We start from the raw sequence: 17,148 nt of genomic DNA, 5'->3' as shown, positions 1-17,148 counted from the left end.
CCGACCACCCCCCCCCCCCGACCCGCGCGCACCCCCCCCCCCACTCGCGCGCACGCACGCCCCCACTCGGGGGTGTCCTGCGCGTGTGGGGGGGCCCGTGCGCGCGAGTCGGGGTTTCCGTGCGCTCCGTCGGGTCACCGGCGGGCCGCCATCGGGGTGGCGGCGAGCAGCTCGTCCAGGACGGGCGACACGGCGGCGGGCACGATGGCGGGAACCGCACCCGTCGCCAGGGCGGCACGGACGTCGGTGGCCGAGTGCTTCGTCGCGGGATCACCGGCCAGCAGCGCCACCCGGTAGCCGCCCGCCCGCAGCCCCGCGGCCTTCTGCCGCTCCCAGCCGTCGTAGGCGCGCACGTACTGTCGGGCGCCCAGCGGCACGTACTCGGCCCAGTGGGCGGGCCGGGTCAGGTCGAAGGGCACCACCGTGGTGCGCGCGGCCCACCCGGCTCCGGCCAGCGCTGCGCCGAGCAGCCGGGCGCGCTCGTAGTAGGTGAACGGGTTGGCCGCAGCCGTGTGCCGGTGCGCGGAGGTGGCCTCCTCGTGGTGGGCGCCGAGGTCGGGGTTGGTCACCGCGACGATCACGTGCGCGCAGTCCGCGAGCGCGATCCCGATCAGCTCCAGGTGCTGGTCGTGCACCGGCTGGAACCGGCCGGTCACGCAGCCCAGATCGGCGCGGGCCCGCGTCACCGCAGCAGCCCCCGCGCGATCGCGTTGCGCTGGATCTCCACCGTGCCGGCCGGGATCTTGAGGTTGCGCGCCACCCGGAACAGCTTCTCCTCCGGCGAACCGAGGCGCAGCCCGGTCCCGCCGTGCACCTGCACCGCACGGTCGGCCACCCGGAAGAACGCCTCGTCGTTGACCACCTTGATCAGGCTGACCAGCCGCGGGGCGTCGGGGTGCAGCGGGATGTCGAAGGGACCCAGCTCGTCGAGCTCGGCCTGGGCGAGCAGCGAGGCGGCGCGGGCGGCGTAGATGTCGGTGTCCATGTCGGCGAGCAGGTGCTGCACGGCCTGCAGGTCCGCGATCGGCCGCCCGCCCGACGTCCGCTTGCGCGACCGCGCGACGGCCCGGTCCAGCAGCCAGGCGCCCCACCCGGCGCACATGCCGCCCCGGCACATCCGTCGCCAGTTGATCCACGCCATGGCCAGCGCGAACCCGTCCCCGACCTCGCGCACGACGTTCTCGGCCGGCACCCGGACGCCGTCGAAGCCCAGCTCGCCGGTGAGCCCGTCGGCCAGCATCGTGGGGATGTCGCGACCACGGCTGACGCCGGGTGCGTCGGCGTCGACGAGGAACATCGTCAGCGACCGCGTGCCCGCATCCGCCTCGGTGACGGCCACGACCTGCAGCACGTCGGCGAAGTGCGAGTTCGTGATCCACGCCTTGTGGCCGTCGATGATCCAGTCGCTGCCGTCGCGGCGGGCGCGGGTCTGCATGGCGAGGACGTCGGTGCCGACGGAGGTCTCGGTGTTGCAGAACGCGCCGGTGATCTCCCCGTCGAGCAGCGGCTGCAGGTAGCGGCCGCGGGCGGCGTCGGAGCAGTGCTCGATCGCGGGGCTCGCGCCCTCGGTCCAGCCCAGCCCGGCGAGCCCCAGCCCGAGTCCGGCGTGGCGGTACACGAACTCCTCGACGTGTTGCATCTCCACCCGAGAGAACCCGCCACCGCCCACCTCGGCGGAGATGTGCGGGCTGAACAGCCCGGCCTTCGCCGCGCGGCGCTGCACCTCGCGCCGGGCCTCCCACACCTGCGCGTGCATCCGGCCGTCGGCGTCGAGCGCGGGGTTCCAGGCGGTGCCCACCCCCGCCCCGGACAGCGCCTCGGTCAGTGGCGCCACCTCGGTGTCGAGGAACGTGGCGAAGCGGGACGTGTAGTCGGTGACGCGCGGCGACGCGGCGACGGTGCCGGAGTGCATGATCCGACCGTAGCCACCGGGACAGGGGCGGGGAACCACGACGGGCGGTCGATCATCTGCCGGAGGCCGCGACCGACGGGCCGGACCCGCTCGGCTGCTCGCGGTCGAGCAGCCGCGCCGCGTCACAGCCCATCCGCGGCACGCGCCGGTGCCGGCCCGGATCTCGCGCGCCGGACCGTGGCTTGCGTGCTGTCGGCAGCGCGCAACCCGCCCTCGGGCGCGCGAGCCGCGGCTGGGTGCGCGAGCCGCGGCCGGGTGTGCGGCTGCTGGTCGGTGCTCGTCCGAGGTCACGCCGGCGGGTCGGTGGCCCGGATGTCGAGGGCGGCGAGCAGCGCCGCGCCGATCGGGACGATCTGGTCCGGGCTGATCCGGGCACCGCGCAGGGCCGCTGCGCCCGTGACGTCCTCGACGACCGAGCCGTGCAGCTGCAGGTTCGTGAACCGGGCCTCGGTCAGGTTCACGCCGGTGAGGTCGCAGCCCAGGAGGCTGCAGTCGGTGCCGGTGAAGGAGTACAGGTCGAGAGCGGGCGACGGCGTGTTCTCGACGAGCAGGTGCCGCGCGCGGGCCATCCGGAGATTCACCAGGTCGGCGCGGCAGTCGCTGATCCGCACGTCGGCGAGCTCGGCCCCGCCGAGCTGCAGGCCGGTGAGGCGGCAGGCGGTGAACCGCACGCGGGTGAGAACGGCTCCGTCCAGCACCGCACCCGACAGGTCGCAGTGCTCGAAGGTGACGTCGCGGCAGCGCAGCCCCGTGATCCGCCGGCCCGCCAGGTCGGCCCGGACCCACCTGCACTCCCGCAGCTCGACACCGGACAGCTCCTGCGGCACGTGGCACTCGGCGCCGGCCTGCACGCCGTCCCACTGCGCGCCGGACTCGAGAGCGGGCGGAGCCGGGTCCCACCCGGCCGGCAGGTCGGGCGGGTCGGGACGGACCTTCTTCGGGCGGGCCACGTCGGCACCGTACGGGTCATGGGGCTTGCGCCCCCGCCTCCCTTCGATAAAGTAAGCCAAGCCTAATTAAGGAGCGCGTGGTCATGCCCATCGCCCCGATCGTGCCCGCTGCCGCCGAGCGCGCCCGCACCGTGCTCGGCCACACCCCGACGTCGGTGCTGGAGGTCGGGGCGGACCTGGCGGTCGTGCTCGACGTCCTCGCGGTCGACGTCGACGGCACGCTGGTCACGGTCGTCGACGCGGGCGGCCCGCTCGCCGACCGGCCGGCGGGCCACGCCGTGATCGGCACGCTGCGCGCCGCGCTGGTCAGCCCGGTGCCCGGCCCGGACCGGCGGCTCGACGCGGTCACCGTGCACGGCACCGTCGAGGTCGCCGACGACGTCCGCACGGCGCTCGACGTGCTGCTCGCGGCGCACGGGGACCGCCCGGCCGATCTGGTGCTGCGCCCGGAGGCCTCGGTCCTGCTGCGGATCCGGGTCGCCCAGCTGCGCCTCGACGGAGAGCCGGTGGACCCCGACGCCTACGCCCGGGCCGTCGCGGACCCGATGGCCGGGGGCAGCGACGAGTTCGTCGAGCACCTGCTGCGCGCCCATCCCGAGCAGGTCGTGCGGCTCGCCCACCTGCTCGATCCCGACGTCGTGCAGGACGCGCACGCGGTGGCGCCCGAGCGCGTGGACCGGTTCGGGCTCACGGTCCGCGTCGACACCCCGGCCGGGACCAGGCGCGCCCGATTGGACTTCCCGGCGGCCCTGCGCGGCCCGGCGGAGCTCCCCGCGGCCATGCGGGCGCTCCAGAGCCGGGCCGCGCAGGTGACGGTGTGCCCGTTCGGCGGCGGGACCCGAGCGCCGGACCGCTCCGCCGCTCCGTCACCGGAGCCCCGGCAGGGGTGACGGCACCGGCCCGATGGGGGAGAGTGCGCGGGAGCGACCACGGAGACCGGAGGTGCCATGTCCGGCGAGGAGATCGTGCTCGGCCCATTGCCGGCGGGGATCACCCCGGCGTCCGAGGGTATGGGCGGGAAGGTGTGGAACGTCCTGGGCCACACCTATGCGATGAAGACGGCCGGTGCCACGAGCTTCGCGTTCGAGACCTACGACCCGCCGGGCACCGGGGTGCCGCCGCACGTGCACCCCACCCAGGACGAGCACATCCTCGTCCTGGAGGGCGTGTTCACCCTCTACCTCGACGGGAAGTGGGAGACCGCGGGACCCGGGGACACCGTCCGGATGCCGATGAACATCCCGCACGCCTACTACAACCGCGGCGACGCGCCCACCCGCGGGTTGTTCTGGGTGAGCCCGGCCGGGCGGCTCGCGGCGCTGTTCGACCGGCTGCACGACCTGTCCGACCCGGTGGAGGTCGTGCGCCTGTCCGCGCTGCACGACGTCGAGTTCCTGCCGCCGGGCACGGTCGAGGGCGCCTGATCAGCGCCGCTGCGCCGACGCCCGCGCGCAGCCGCCCCACCGTCGCGTCGAGCCCGGCCGGGCCGATCGCGCGGCACGATCGTCGCCGTGGCCGGCAGGCGGTCGCACTCCCCTTGCCGGGAACACGGGCGACCGCGGCGTGGAGCGGACGCCGGCCGGTGCGGGTCAGCCGGTGTCGACCAGCCGCCAGTTCCCGTCGATCCGGCGCAGGTCGCTGGTGACGGTGGGCCGCTCGCCCTCTACGTCGGCCGACCATGTGATCGTCGCGGTGTCCCCGGTGACGGCGATGTCCTGGATCGCGGCGGACGTGGTGGTGCCGTCGGCGAGCTCCGCCGCTCCCGGCGTGGCGTAGACGATCTCGAACGCCTCGACGCAGTCCGCCGGTCGCTGATTCAGCGCCTGCTCGACCCCCGTGAGCAGCGTCTGGACCGACTCGGGCGCGTTCAGCGCGCACGCCGTGACGAAGTCCCGATCGGCCAGGGCCTGGTTGTAGTCGGTGAACGCGGCCTCCACCGCGGCCCTGTCGGTCCCCGCCACCCCGTCGGGGCCACCGGTCGGCGCGCTGGTGGGGCCGTCGGAGGTGGTCGGCGCTGTGCCGCCGCAGGACGCCAGCACGACGACGAGCGTCGCGGCCGTCAGCAGGGTGCGGATCACGGTCATGGGCCGAAGGCTATGGGCCGGGCCCGGAGGCCTCGTGGGGGAGGTCCTCCGGGTCCGGCCCGATCCTGGCTCCGACGGTGTCCGACGCGACCTGCGTCAGGTCGTGGCCCGGAAGATCCCCCAGGCGAGGTTGCCGGCCCGGCCGCCGTCGACCCAGTGCCGGAGGCCGGCCTTCATCCGGGTGAGGTAGCCGGTGCTCACCGAGCCGGCCAGCTCCTGCTCCCGGTCGACGAGCTCCTCCAGCACCCGGCCGTAGTGCGTCGGCAGCTGCTCGTGGTGCTCCTCGAAGGTGATCTCGTTGGCGCCGGCCGCCGCGAGCGTGTCGAGGTAGAACTCCGGGGTCGCCATGGTCTCGAGCTGGATGCGGTCCAGGATCGGGGTCAGGGCGTCCGGGGCGACCCCGACCTGTGCCATCGGGTCGGTGAACACGATCCGCCCGCCCGGGCGCAGCACGCGGGTCGCCTCCTCGATCACCCTGGTGCGGTCGGCGCTGTGCAGGAACGCGTCCTGGGACCAGACGACGTCGAACGCGGCGTCGTCGAAGGGCAGTTCCTCGAAGGCGCCGTCGGTGACGCTGATCCGGTCGGCCAGCCCCTGCTCCCCGGTCATCTCGCGGTTGCGCTCGTTCTCCACCTCGCTGAGGTTGAGGCAGTGCACCGAGGACCCGTGGGCCCGGGCCAGGTGCCGCGCGGCTCCGCCGTAGCCCGCGCCGAGGTCGAGCACGGTGTCGTCGGGCCCGATCCCGGCCAGCTCGGCCATCCGCTCCACGGTGCGCCGGCTGGCCGTGGCGATGTCCTCGCCCGGGTCCCGGTAGAGGCCGACATGGATGTCCTCCCCGCCCCAGACGGTGCGGTAGAAGGTGTCGGCGTCATCGGAGTTGTAGTACGTCCGCGCCGTGTCGATCGCCGCCGAGTGTCCGGTCGCCCTGTCGGTCGTCATCAGATGTCCTCGTCGGGCCGGTAGGCCTTCTCCGCGATGTGCACGAAGAAGTCGGGATCCGAGTCGCTGTAGGTCTCCTGGAAGTCGCCGTAGGTGTCGATGTGCTGGAAGCCGACCTCGTGCATCAGCCTGCGCGTGTAGTCCTTGCGCAGCGGGAACATGTTGAGGTGGTACACCGACTTGTCGGGGAAGGTGTAGCGGAACCGTGCGAGGCCCTCGTCGACGTGCTCCGGTTCGGCGACCACGTCGTTGCCGCAGTAGTAATACTGGTGCTTGCTGGAGAAGCCGTCGTCCAGGATCGCGTCGTAGTTGCGCTGGTCCAGGATCAGCACCCCGTCGTGCTTGAGCATGGCGTAGAACTCGGCGAGGGCCTTGCGCCGGTCGCGCTCGGAGAACAGGTGGGTGAAGGAGTTCCCGAGGCAGATGATGGCGTCGTACTCGCCGTGCACGTCCCGGTTGAGCCAGCGCCAGTCGGCCTGGACCACGCGCAGGATGTGCCCGCCGAACTCGATGCCGTTGGCGAACGCCTTGGCCAGCATCTCCGGGCTGCCGTCGGCGCTCACGACGGTCTCGAAGCCCTCCTCCAGCAGACGGACGGAGTGGTAGCCGGTCCCGGTGGCGACGTCGAGGACGCTGCGGACCCCGCGGCTGCGCAGTTGGTCGACGAAGAACGAGCCCTCACCGGCGTACCGTCGTCGCCAGTCGATCAACTCGTCCCACTTCTCGACGAAGGTCTGGACGTACTCCTTGGTGTAGTGGTCGGTCTCGCGTACGTCGAGCGGTTCGTCACCGAACCGCTGTACGGTTCCGACGGACCCGAGCCGGGCAGCGCCTGGCGGGTCCTGGTCCGATCGGGTGTCGTGGTCCATCGTCATCTGGGTCGCCTCCGAGCACGGTGGTCCATGAGCTGGCGTGCCTACGGTAGGTCCTGACGCCGAATCTGCCGGATGGCGCAATCACGTGCCGGCCGCCGGACTCCGACCCCCCCCGGGCCGTCCACCCCGTCCGGCTTGCGTCCCGGTTCGGCCCGTGACGTGCAGGTACCCGGCGGCCCGGTCCGATGCCGTCGGAGCTCTGCGAACCACCGGGACGGGGCGAAATCGTCAGCAGATCGCATGCTTGGATGCGTCCGTTCAGGTGGCGCCCGACCGCGCTCGCCACGGGGCCGAAGGAGTGTGCGGCGGCAGCGTCCTCCGGAGTCGCGACGGTCGACCGGACGGCGGTCGCGAGCGGACCCGCCGCCTCTCGGCTCGGCGGACCACGTCGACCTGCCCGGCAGGTGCCCGCCGCCGACGGGCGCGGCGTCGCAGGAAGTGCCAAGGTGTGCGCATGCCCGACCGTGTGCGCATGCCCGACCGTGTCGACGCCGTCGCCTTCGACGTCCTGGAGACCCTGCTCGACCTGGATCCGATCGCCGCACGGCTCGAGGACGTCGGCCAGCCTGCGGAGGCGCTCGGACCCTTCTTCATGCGGTTCCAGCGCGACGCGATGGCCCTGACGCTGGCCGGTGACTTCGCGGAGTTCACCGCGACCGCCCGCCAGGCGCTGCGCACCGAGACCCGCCAGGCCCTGTCCGAGGAGCAGCTGGCGCACGTCCTGGAGGGTTTCGCGAGGGTCCCGGCCTTCCCCGACGCCGTGCCCGCGCTGCGCAGGCTCTCCGAGGCCGGGGTCGGTGTCGGCTGCCTCACCGTCGGCGACCCGGACAACACCCGCTCGTTCCTGGCCGGGGCCGGGTTGGCGGGCTATGTGGATCACGTGGTCACCGCGGAGATGGCCGGCGTGTGGAAGCCCGCCCCCGGCATCTACCGCCACGCCGCGCAGGTCCTCGGTTGCGACCTGGGCCGGATGGCACTGGTCGCGGTCCATGCCTGGGACTGCCACGGCGCCAAGCGGGCGGGGGCGCTCGCCGGCTGGTGCTCCCGGCTCGAGGGTGAGCCCGGCGACGTGTTCCTGCCCGCCGACGTCCGCGGCGACGACCTCGTCGAGGTCGTCGAGGGTCTGCTGGCCCTCTGAACCCGGATGATCGACGGCCTCGAGCGCGGGGGCAAGGGTGCCCGGGCGCCGGTGGTGCCGAGCGCAGCCGATCCGCCCTCCCGGCCCCACCCCATGATCCGGTGCGTTGCGGCCCGCCGCAGCGCGGGAACGCCGACCAGACCTACGCCGGCCTGCGCGACGTGCACCCCGACGTCGGCCCGGAGCACCGTCGCCGGGATGGGTAGCGTCCGGCCCGTGGACATGGCTGCGGGTGCCGACCGGCCCGACGACGACGTGCGGGCGAGCTGGGCGGAGAACGTCGAAGGGCGCGACGTCGGTGCCGGTGTGTCGATCATCCGCGAGTACAGCGACGTCGTGGGTGCCGGCCCCGGGCTGCACCGCCATCCCTACCGCGAGACGTTCGTGATCCTGCGCGGGCACGCCCGGTTCACGATCGGCGACGAGCAGCGCGACGGTGGCCCGGGCGACGTGCTGGTGGCCGCGCCGGACACCCCGCACACGTTCCGGGTGCTCGGCCCCGGCGGCTACGAGGCCGTGCACATCCACGAGAACGACCGCTTCGTCACCGAGTGGCTCGAGTAGTCCGCCGCGTTACCGGTCGGTGTATTCAACTAGCTGATTGACAACGGGGGTTCGCGGTCGTACCGTCCTGTTATCAACCAGATGGTTGAGAAGGAGATCGATCGTGGACGACGACCAGCTGTCCCGGGTGTTCGCCGCCCTCGCCGATCCGACGAGGCGCGACATCGTGGCCCGCCTCGCCGCGGGCGACGCCACCGTCGGGGACCTGGCCGCGCCCTACGACGTCTCCGTCCAGGCCGTGTCCAAGCACATCAAGGTGCTCGCCGACGTCGGGCTGGTCAGCCAGACCAGGGACGCCCAGCGGCGCCCGTGTCACCTGGAGGCGGAGGTCCTCGACCTGATGACGGCGTGGATCGAGCGGTACCGCCGGCAGGCGCAGCAACGCTACGAACGCCTGGACACCGTCCTCGCCGAGATGCGCGAGGACGAGCAGGGACCATCACCACGATCACGAGGAGCAGCATCATGAGCACCACCAGCCACGCGGTCACGATCGAGGCCGACCCCACCGTGCCGATCATCCGCATGACCCGCGACTTCGACGCCACCCCGGCGCAGCTGATGCGGGCGCACACCGATCCCGACCTGTTCGCCCGCTGGGTCGGGCCGGACGGGATGCGGACCACCATCCTGGACTGGGACGCCACCACCGGCGGCCGCTGGCGCTACGTCGCCGGGCGCGACGGCGAGGAGTACGGCTTCCACGGATGCTTCCACCACGTCGGCGAGGACCGCATCGTCCAGACCTTCACCTTCGACGGCCAGCCCGACGGCGTCGCGCTGGAGACGTTGCGCTTCGAGGACCTCGGTGACGGCCGCACCCGGCTGCACGCGCAGTCGCTCGTCGACAGCTTCGAGGGTCGCGACCAGTGGTTGGCCAGTGGGATGGAGACCGGCGTCGAGGAGGGCTACGCGAAGCTCGACGCGCTCATCGCGGAACTGTGAGCGAGAGTCACCTCGATGGCTTGCGCCGGTGCTGATACCGCTCGACGCGCTTCGGGGAGGGTCGGACGGCACAACCCACCGTCGAAGAGCCGCCTCGGCGACCCGACCGCCTAGGCTGTGACGGCCCGCCGTCCGCCCCGCACGGGAGTTCGAGGAACCGCATGACCGGCGACTTCCCGCAGCGCCGCCTCGGGAACGAGAGCGTGGTGCAGCGCGTCGAGAACGCCCTGCGCGACGATCTCGCCTACGGGCGGTGGCGCCCGGGGGAGCGGCTGCCGTCGGAGGCGGCGCTCGCCCGCGACCTCGGGGTGGGCCGCTCCTCGCTGCGCGAGGCCATCCAGCTGCTCAGTCGCGACGGACTGCTCGTCGTCCGGCAGGGCGCCGGGACCTTCGCCGCCGAGGACCCGCCCCGCCCCGACACCGCCGGCCTGACCCGCGACCGGGACGCCCGCATCGACCAGCTCGTGCGGCGGGCCCGGATCGTCGAGGTCTACCAGGTGCGGCGGGCACTGGAGGTCGAGGCCGCCCGGTTGGCGGCGAAGAACGCGGGCCCGGACGACGTGCGCGCGCTGGAGAAGGCGCTCGACCGCAGGCAGCGCTCAGTCGGCGGCGACACGGCCGCGTTCGTCGATGCCGACACCGAGTTCCACCGCTGCGTCGTCGCGATCACCGGCAATTCCCTGCTCCTGGCGCTGTTCGACCAGTTCCGCGAGCCGCTCGCCCACGCCCTCGCCGCGCTGGTGGACCAGGAGCCGCTCCCGGCCACCGCCGACGAGCACGCTGCCCTGCTCGACGCCATCGCCGCGGGCGATCCAGAGGCGGCAGCGACGGCGACGATCGAGAACTTCGACCTCATCATCGAGCTCTTCCGCACGACCTGAGACGTCCTCAGACATCTGGTGACGTGCGAATTTATCGCATAGTGAGAATTATGTGGGTTGTCAGACGTCTGAGGAGCGCCTGTCATGTGTGTCGGGCAGCACCACCGACGCGAGGAGACCCGATGTACGAGAAGAACGGCGAGAAGTACTTCGTCGTCGATTCCCACAGCCACTTCTGGAACGCCGACCGGGAGAACTGGGTCGAGGGGGCAGAGCACTACGCCAAGGGCTGGATCGACTGCTTCTACGGCTACCACCAGCTCGGCCCGCCGGAGACGCACTGGGACTACGAGCGCTTCCTCCGGCCGACCGCCGAGGACTTCGAGCGCGACGTCTTCGTCGAGGGCCACGTCGACTACACGGTGTTCCAGTCGACCTACCTGCGCGAGTGGTACAAGGAGGGCTTCAACACCGCCGCCCAGAACGCGGCGCTGCTCGACAAGTACGGCGACCGGTGGATCGTCAACGGCCGCTGGGACGCCCGCGACGGCGAGGCGAGCTGGAACGAGTTCGCCGAGGACCACAAGAGGTACGGGTTCAAGGGCGTGAAGCTCTACACCGCGGAGTGGAACGGCGACTCCCGCGGCTTCAAGCTCACCGACCCCGAGTGCTACCGCTTCCTGGAGCGGACGCAGGAGCTGGGGATCAAGAACATCCACGTCCACAAGGGGCCCACGATCTGGCCGCTGGACAAGGACGCGTTCGACGTGTCCGACGTCGACCACGCCGCCACGGACTTCCAGGGCCTCAACTTCGTCGTCGAGCACGTGGGCCTGCCGCGCATCGAGGACTTCTGCTTCATGGCCGTGCAGGAGCCCAACGTCTACGCGGGACTCTCGGTCGTCGTCGGCGGCCTGATGCACTCGCGCCCGAAGATGTTCGCCAAGGTGATGGGCGAGCTGCTGTTCTGGGTCGGCGAGGACAAGATGCTCTTCGGTGGTGACTACAACATCTGGACACCGAAGTGGCAGGTCGAGGGCCTGGTCGACTGGCAGATGCCCGACGACGAGGCGTTCACCGACTATGCGAAGCTCACCACGGCCACCAAGAAGAAGATCCTCGGTCTCAACGCCGCCCGCCTCTACGACATCCCGGTCCCGGCAGAGCTGCAGCTCGACGCGACCGTGGGGGCCATGGCGTGACCGACCTGCGCGCCGACGTGTGGCGCGCGCTGGACACGGTGCTCGACCCCGAGCTGGACGAGCCCGTCACCGATCTCGACTTCGTCGAGTCGTGCACCGTGTCCGGGGACGGGGTGGCCACCGTCCGTCTGCGGCTGCCCACGTTCTTCTGCGCCCCGAACTTCTCCTTCCTCATGGTCGCCGACGCCTACGACGCGGTGTCGGCGGTCCCGGGCGTGACGCGCGCCAACGTCACCCTGGCCGACCACCACGCCTCTGCCGAGATCAACGGCGGAGTGGCGGCGCAGGCCGGATTCGTCGGGTCGTTCGCGGGCTCCGACCAGGGCGAGGCCACCGCCGAGCTCGACGAGCTGCGCCGTACGTTCTTCCGCAAGGCGGCGCTGGCCGGGCAGGACCGCGTGGCCCAGACGCTGGTCGACGCGGGCGCGGGCCCGGCCGAGCTGGCCGCGACCGTCCTGGCCGACGTCCCGCCGTCGGCCGAGCTGGCCCGGATGCGGCACCGCCGGGCCGTGCTGGGGCTGCCGCACGACGACGGCGCCCCGCTGCTGGTGCACGCCGACGGTACCGGCGTCACCGCGGCGCAGGTGCCGCTGCACCTGCGCCGCGCGCGGTTGCAGCGCGTGGGCATCGAGGCGAACGGCACCTACTGCGCGAGCCTGCTGCGAAAGCGCTATCCGGCCGTGCCGTAGCCGGCGGCGCGCCTCACGGCGAGGTCGAGGTGCCACATGACCGCCGGGGCCGGCGGGTGCGGCGGGTGGAGCGGGTGGACCAACTGCACCAGGCCGGCGGCATGGCGGTCCGGACTCATCAACCTGTCCGGGGTGGTCGCGATTGCTCCCAGTCCGAACCGAATCCTGCCGATCAAGGCTCTGACCTGGTGCCCCCGGTTGGACTCGAACCAACGACCTAGAGATTAGAAGGCTCTTGCTCTATCCAGCTGAGCTACGGAGGCCGGTGCGGTTGATCCGCCCGGAACAAGAGTAGCGGCCCACCCCGCACCTGCGCGCGACAAGCCTGGGGCGACGCGCGGCCGGACGGACGCGTCGTCGTGGTGGTGGAAGTTCCGGTCGTGAGAAGGTGTGCCCATGCCCCTGACGTTGCGCACGGCAGCCGGCTCCGATGTCGGTCGGCGCCGTCCGCTGAACCAGGACTCCGCCGTCACGAGCCCGCGACTGCTCGCCGTCGCCGACGGCATGGGTGGGCACGCGCACGGGGAGATCGCGAGCTCGGTCGCGGTGGAGTCGCTGGCCGAGCTCGACACGCGGCTGGCCGGCAGCGACCTGTCCGGCCTCGACCTGCTGGGGGAACTCGCCAAGGCCATCACGCTGGCGGCCGACCGGCTCACCGACCTGGCGCGGGAGGACTCGGCGCTGCGTGGTACCGGAACCACCGTCGTCGCCCTGCTGTTCGACGGGAGCCGGTTCGGGATCCTGCACATCGGCGACTCGCGCGTCTACCTCGTGCGCGACCGCGAGCTGCACCGCCTCACCCGTGATCACACGCTCGTGCAGGCGCTCGTCGACGAGGGGCGCATCTCGCTGGAGGAGGCGGCCGAGCACCCCCGGCGGTCGATGCTCATGCGCACCCTGCAGGACGGCACCGTCGTCGAGCCCGACCTGTTCCACCACGAGGGCAGGCCAGACGACCGCTACCTGATCTGTTCCGACGGCGTGACCGCGGTCCTGACCGACACCGAGATCCACCAGGTGCTCGCGGCGGCGCCCGAACCGGAGGCCGCGGTGGAGCGGCTCATCGAGCTCGCCAACCTCGGCGGGGGACCCGACAACATCACCTGTGTGGTGGCCGACCTCGTCGACGGGGACGACGCGGTCGCCGCGGACGGTCCAGCCCTCATCGGGGCCGCGGCGGCCGGTCCGCCGCGCTGACGAGCGCGTACCGCCGCGACGCCGACGCGTCGATCGACATCACCGCGGAGGATGTGGTCCGCCGCACGGTCGGTCCGGTGGTGGACGGCGCCGCGCGGGATCTCGTGCTGGTGCCCCCGCGGCTCGTGGAACGACGGCGCCGCCGCACCTGCGTCGCGGGACCCACCCTGTTCCAGGCGATCATCGGCGAGACGCCGCGGCACCACGGCGACGACGGCGGCGGTCCACCGCGCGCTTCGAAGGATGCCCCGCCGACAAGGGGAGCGGCCCTGGTGCTCGTCGACGTCGACAACTTCGGGACCCGGGCAGGTCGACCGCGCCCCGCTCGCGGAACGGCTGCGCGTGCCGCGCGTCGCCCACGGCAGGGCTACCGGCTGGGGTGCCCGTGTCCGCCGCCCCAGACGCTGGCCACGCACCGACGACGTCAGCGCCGCGCGACGAGGCGGCGCAGCGGCACCGGGAGGCGCCGGCCGGGCCCGGCGTGCTCGACCAGGGCCGCGGTGAGCTCCGCCCGCGCGTCGGGCCCGAGGCCCGGGGGCCAGACCGCGGCCGCGGTCAACGCGTCGACGGCGGAGCCTGCGGTGTCGCTGGTGGGCAGCGGCAGGGCGAAGGGGACGCGGTCGTCGCCGAGCACCGCGAAGTCGGCCGCGGAGAGCAGCCAGCCCGCCCTGTCCAGCGCGCTGCGGTGTCGCCACGGACCGCGGTGCGCGGGGCGCAGCGCCGAACGCCACCGCAGGTCCGCCGTCGACCGGACCACGACCGACGGCACGACGACGACCAGCGTCGCACCGGGCCGCAGCACCCGCCGCAACTCGGCGAACAGCCCGTCGACGTCGTCGACGACGGGGAGCGCGAGCAGCAGCGCGAGTCCGTCCACGGCGTTCGTGGCGACGGGCAGTGCGCTCGGCGCCACGCGGGCGGCGCCGGCACCGCGGTGCAGCAGTAGCGATCCGGCCCGGGGTCGCAGCGTACCGACGGCACCCGCATCCCGCAGCGGAGCGGTCGCCCAGTCCGCGGCCGCGAGCCGGTGCAGGACGTCGCGGGCAGGAGCGGTCACCGCGGCAGTCTCGGCTACGGTGCCACAGCCGCGCACGACGCATCGCGATGCGAGCCGGGCCACACGACGCGCGTCGACCACGCTCCCGACACCCGCATAGCCTGGGCACATGGCGCAGACCCATGCCGATCCCGCCGCTCCGCCACCCCGCACCGGCGGCGCCCAGGGCGCGGCCGGTCTCGTCGGCGTCGGTACGGCGATCGCCGTGCTGGTGGCCGCCGGTCTCACAGCGCTCAGCGGTGCGCGGCCTCTGACGTCCCTCGGGCTGCCCGACCCCGGGGTGACCACGAGTGTCGGGCTGCCCGCGGTGCGGGTGGTGGCCGAGGTCGGCATGGTGCTGGCGATCGGCGGGCTGCTGCTCGCGGCGTTCCTGGTGTCACCCCAACGCTCGGGCTATCTCGACGTGGCCGGCTACCGGGCGCTGCGCTCGGCATCGTGGGCCGCGGCCGGATGGGCAGCGGCGGCCTTGCTGCTGGTGCCGCTGAACGTCGCCGACGCGTTGGGGCGGCCGGTGTCGGACGTCCTCGACGTCGGGTTGCTGCTCGACGTCGTACCCCAGCTCACCGCGTCCACGGCCTGGTCCTGGACGGCGGTGATCGCGCTGCTCGTCGTCGTCGGGTGCCGGACGGTGCTCACGTGGGGCTGGGCCACCGTGCTGTTCGGCATCGCGCTGCTCGGGACCCTGCCGGTGACGCTGACCGGGCACTCGGCGGCCGGAGGATCGCACGACCTGGCCACCGACAGCCTCGTGCTGCACGTGCTGGCGGCGTCGCTCTGGGTGGGCGGGCTCGTCGCCGTGATCGGTCTGGCCGCCGCCCGTGGCCCCGACCGGGACCCGGGTCTCGCCACCGCGGTGCCCCGGTTCTCGCAGCTCGCACTGGTGTGCTGGGTGGTGCTGGCCGCCACCGGGATCGTCAACGCGTTGACGCGGATCGCGCCCGATGCGCTGTTCGGCAGCTACTACGGGGGTCTGCTGCTGGCGAAGGCCGGTGCGCTGCTGGGCCTAGGTGCGATCGGTGCGCTGCACCGGCAGCGGACGGTCGGTGCCGCGTCGCGAGGTGAGCCGCGGGCGTTGCTGCGGCTGGGAGGCGTCGAGATCCTCCTGATGCTGGCGACCATCGGCCTCGCCGTGGCACTGGGCAGGACCGCGGCACCCGCCGACGGCAGTGGCCCACCGAGTCGGACCGAGGCGCTGATCGGGTACGACCTCGCCGGACCGCCGACCCTTGCCCGCCTGCTGTTCGACTGGCGTTTCGACCTCCTCCTCGGCTCGGCGGCGATCGCGTTGGCGGTGCTCTACCTGGTCGGTGTGCGCCGGCTGCGTCGGCGGGGGGACGGCTGGCCGGTCGGCCGCACCCTGGCCTGGCTCGCCGGGTGCGCGACCCTGCTCGTCGCGACCAGCTCCGGGATCGGTCGCTACGGGCCCGCGATGTTCAGCGTGCACATGGCCGAGCACATGATCCTGTCGATGCTCGTACCGATCCTGCTCGTGCTGGGGGCCCCGGTGACACTGGCGCTGCGCGCGCTGCCGCCGGCAGGGCGGACCGGCCCACCGGGGGCCCGCGAGTGGATCCTGGCCGCCGTGCACTCGCCGCCCGCGCGCTGGCTGAGCCATCCGCTGGTGAGCCTGCCGCTGTTCGTGGGCTCCTACTACGCCCTCTACTTCTCGGGCCTGTTCCCCGCGGCCCTGCCCGAGCACGGGGCGCACGTGTTCATGAACCTGCACTTCCTGCTGGTCGGGACGCTCTTCTTCTGGCCGATCATCGGGATCGACCCCGCCCCGCGGCGGCCGCCTCCGGTGGCGCGCCTGGGCATCGTGTTCGCATCCGTGCCCTTCCACGCGTTCTTCGGCGTCGCGCTGATGAGCGGCACCACCGTCATCGGCGGGGACTTCTACCGGGCGCTGGCCCTGCCCTGGGTGCCCGATCCGCTGCAGGACCAGCGGCTCGGCGGCGGCCTTGCCTGGGCGTCGGGCGAGCTCCCGCTGCTCCTGGTCGTGGTGGCCCTGCTGATCCAGTGGTCCCGTCACGACGAGCGGTCGGCACGCCGCGACGATCGCCGGGCCGACCAGGACGGCGACGCCGACCTGGCCGCGTACAACATGATGCTCCGCCGCCTGGCGACGGAAACCGGGCCGTCCGTCGCGGAGAGCAACGAATCCAGAAGTTCCTCAGGTCACACCCACTCGGGTGCGATCGCGGTCCGAGAGCGTCAGGGTCACCCGCGGCCCAACCGTGCCGGAGAGATCTCTGCAGGTCAGGAAGTTGGCGACGGCGACGACGGCGCCGCCGGCACGGTGGATCAGCCCCGACCGTTCATCGTGGACGAGCGGCAAGGCGACGACGCTGGGTGACGTTACGGCGTCGTTTCCGCAGGTCAGCGCGGTAGCGAGGGGGCGATTTGACTTGCTGTCAACCCCCCGCGTAACTTTCTCTTTGTCAGCGGGACACCGGACAGAACGAAGCCCCTTCAGGGCCCGGTCAGCAGGGCCCCGCAGACCGCCCCACTGGGACCCCCCAGGATCCGCGAGGATCGGGAGGTGTACGGTGGGAACACAGCCCCGGAACATTGCCTAGCGGCGATGCGATGGTGTGCGGGTGTCTTTTGAGAACTCAACAGTGTGTCGAACTGTATCTTTTGTGGATACGGGATCATGAGATTGGTTTTATGCCAGTTTGTTTGGCCTGCGACTGTGTCGTGGGTTGTGTTTTTGGTTGGGTTTTCAACCTCTTTTTTGTTGGAGAGTTTGATCCTGGCTCAGGACGAACGCTGGCG

18 protein-coding genes and 1 tRNA gene are annotated in these 17,148 nt (G+C 72.4%); 11 read left to right on the top strand and 8 right to left on the bottom strand.

Annotation, left to right across the window (positions count from 1 at the left end):
• Nucleotides 1–134: 134 nt before the first annotated feature.
• From Q1K26_RS17175 to Q1K26_RS17165, 3 genes are all read right to left on the bottom strand, one after another.
• Nucleotides 135–686 (bottom strand): cytidyltransferase, encoded by a 552-nt coding sequence (locus tag Q1K26_RS17175; RefSeq protein WP_300013614.1) that lies wholly within the window; start codon nucleotides 684–686, stop codon nucleotides 135–137.
• Complete coding sequence (locus tag Q1K26_RS17170) at nucleotides 683–1,912, bottom strand: acyl-CoA dehydrogenase family protein (protein ID WP_300013611.1); 1,230 nt, start codon at nucleotides 1,910–1,912, stop codon at nucleotides 683–685. Before Q1K26_RS17170 ends, Q1K26_RS17175 begins: the two co-directional genes overlap by 4 nt.
• A gap of 287 nt (nucleotides 1,913–2,199) precedes the next feature.
• Nucleotides 2,200–2,862 (bottom strand): pentapeptide repeat-containing protein, encoded by a 663-nt coding sequence (locus Q1K26_RS17165; RefSeq protein ID WP_300013608.1) that lies wholly within the window; start codon nucleotides 2,860–2,862, stop codon nucleotides 2,200–2,202.
• Nucleotides 2,863–2,945: 83 nt separating this feature from the next.
• Here Q1K26_RS17165 and Q1K26_RS17160 point away from each other — a divergent pair, with 83 nt between their 5' ends.
• Together Q1K26_RS17160 and Q1K26_RS17155 are read left to right on the top strand one after the other, a co-directional pair.
• On the top strand, nucleotides 2,946–3,752 hold the full coding sequence (locus tag Q1K26_RS17160) for a DUF2470 domain-containing protein (RefSeq protein ID WP_300013605.1): 807 nt from the start codon (nucleotides 2,946–2,948) through the stop codon (nucleotides 3,750–3,752).
• A 57-nt stretch (nucleotides 3,753–3,809) separates the two neighbouring features.
• Nucleotides 3,810–4,286 (top strand): cupin domain-containing protein, encoded by a 477-nt coding sequence (locus tag Q1K26_RS17155; protein ID WP_300013602.1) that lies wholly within the window; start codon nucleotides 3,810–3,812, stop codon nucleotides 4,284–4,286.
• Between the two features lie 165 nt (nucleotides 4,287–4,451).
• On the opposite strand, the gene Q1K26_RS17150 is transcribed toward Q1K26_RS17155, so the two are convergent.
• From Q1K26_RS17150 to Q1K26_RS28775, 3 genes are all read right to left on the bottom strand, one after another.
• Complete coding sequence (locus tag Q1K26_RS17150; RefSeq protein WP_300013599.1) at nucleotides 4,452–4,946, bottom strand: hypothetical protein; 495 nt, start codon at nucleotides 4,944–4,946, stop codon at nucleotides 4,452–4,454.
• 96 nt (nucleotides 4,947–5,042) lie between these two features.
• Complete coding sequence (locus Q1K26_RS28780) at nucleotides 5,043–5,885, bottom strand: methyltransferase domain-containing protein (RefSeq protein WP_363320486.1); 843 nt, start codon at nucleotides 5,883–5,885, stop codon at nucleotides 5,043–5,045.
• Nucleotides 5,885–6,754 (bottom strand): class I SAM-dependent methyltransferase, encoded by an 870-nt coding sequence (locus Q1K26_RS28775; RefSeq protein ID WP_363320485.1) that lies wholly within the window; start codon nucleotides 6,752–6,754, stop codon nucleotides 5,885–5,887. Before Q1K26_RS28775 ends, Q1K26_RS28780 begins: the two co-directional genes overlap by 1 nt.
• Before the next feature lie 460 nt (nucleotides 6,755–7,214).
• Between Q1K26_RS28775 and Q1K26_RS17140 the strand changes: the two genes are divergently transcribed.
• The 7 genes from Q1K26_RS17140 (at nucleotide 7,215) to Q1K26_RS17110 (ending at nucleotide 12,119) form a co-directional block, all read left to right on the top strand.
• On the top strand, nucleotides 7,215–7,898 hold the full coding sequence (locus Q1K26_RS17140; protein ID WP_300013596.1) for an HAD-IA family hydrolase: 684 nt from the start codon (nucleotides 7,215–7,217) through the stop codon (nucleotides 7,896–7,898).
• Between the two features lie 222 nt (nucleotides 7,899–8,120).
• Nucleotides 8,121–8,462, top strand: coding sequence for a cupin domain-containing protein (locus Q1K26_RS17135; protein WP_300013617.1), 342 nt, complete (start codon nucleotides 8,121–8,123; stop codon nucleotides 8,460–8,462).
• Nucleotides 8,463–8,565: 103 nt separating this feature from the next.
• Complete coding sequence (locus Q1K26_RS17130; RefSeq protein WP_300013593.1) at nucleotides 8,566–8,931, top strand: metalloregulator ArsR/SmtB family transcription factor; 366 nt, start codon at nucleotides 8,566–8,568, stop codon at nucleotides 8,929–8,931.
• Nucleotides 8,928–9,407 carry an SRPBCC family protein gene (locus Q1K26_RS17125; RefSeq protein ID WP_300013590.1) on the top strand — a complete coding sequence of 160 codons (480 nt, stop codon included), beginning with the start codon at nucleotides 8,928–8,930 and terminating at the stop codon, nucleotides 9,405–9,407. Before Q1K26_RS17130 ends, Q1K26_RS17125 begins: the two co-directional genes overlap by 4 nt.
• Nucleotides 9,408–9,568: 161 nt before the next feature.
• Nucleotides 9,569–10,288, top strand: a complete 720-nt coding sequence (locus tag Q1K26_RS17120; RefSeq protein WP_300013587.1) for a FadR/GntR family transcriptional regulator — start codon at nucleotides 9,569–9,571, stop codon at nucleotides 10,286–10,288.
• 122 nt (nucleotides 10,289–10,410) lie between these two features.
• Entirely contained in the window at nucleotides 10,411–11,430 is a 1,020-nt protein-coding gene (locus Q1K26_RS17115) for an amidohydrolase family protein (protein WP_300013584.1), read from the top strand.
• Complete coding sequence (locus Q1K26_RS17110; RefSeq protein WP_300013581.1) at nucleotides 11,427–12,119, top strand: iron-sulfur cluster assembly protein; 693 nt, start codon at nucleotides 11,427–11,429, stop codon at nucleotides 12,117–12,119. Before Q1K26_RS17115 ends, Q1K26_RS17110 begins: the two co-directional genes overlap by 4 nt.
• Nucleotides 12,120–12,305: 186 nt before the next feature.
• On the opposite strand, the gene Q1K26_RS17105 is transcribed toward Q1K26_RS17110, so the two are convergent.
• Nucleotides 12,306–12,382 (bottom strand) — tRNA-Arg (locus Q1K26_RS17105).
• Between the two features lie 133 nt (nucleotides 12,383–12,515).
• Between Q1K26_RS17105 and Q1K26_RS17100 the strand changes: the two genes are divergently transcribed.
• The gene (locus Q1K26_RS17100; RefSeq protein WP_300013578.1) at nucleotides 12,516–13,316 is read left to right on the top strand and encodes a protein phosphatase 2C domain-containing protein; all 801 of its coding nucleotides are present in this window, start codon (nucleotides 12,516–12,518) and stop codon (nucleotides 13,314–13,316) included.
• A 424-nt stretch (nucleotides 13,317–13,740) separates the two neighbouring features.
• Here Q1K26_RS17100 and Q1K26_RS17095 read toward each other — a convergent pair whose 3' ends face one another.
• The gene (locus Q1K26_RS17095) at nucleotides 13,741–14,484 is read right to left on the bottom strand and encodes a methyltransferase domain-containing protein (protein WP_300013575.1); all 744 of its coding nucleotides are present in this window, start codon (nucleotides 14,482–14,484) and stop codon (nucleotides 13,741–13,743) included.
• On the opposite strand from Q1K26_RS17095, the gene Q1K26_RS17090 reads away from it, so the two are divergent.
• Entirely contained in the window at nucleotides 14,483–16,726 is a 2,244-nt protein-coding gene (locus Q1K26_RS17090; RefSeq protein ID WP_300013573.1) for a cytochrome c oxidase assembly protein, read from the top strand. The two genes, Q1K26_RS17095 and Q1K26_RS17090, sit on opposite strands and share 2 nt — an antisense overlap.
• The last annotated feature ends 422 nt before the right edge of the window (nucleotides 16,727–17,148 follow it).

The organism is Pseudonocardia sp., assembly GCF_029263155.1.
In the GTDB taxonomy this organism is placed as follows: Bacteria; Actinomycetota; Actinomycetes; order Mycobacteriales; family Pseudonocardiaceae; genus Pseudonocardia.
This window is presented reverse-complemented; position numbering and strand designations above follow the sequence as displayed.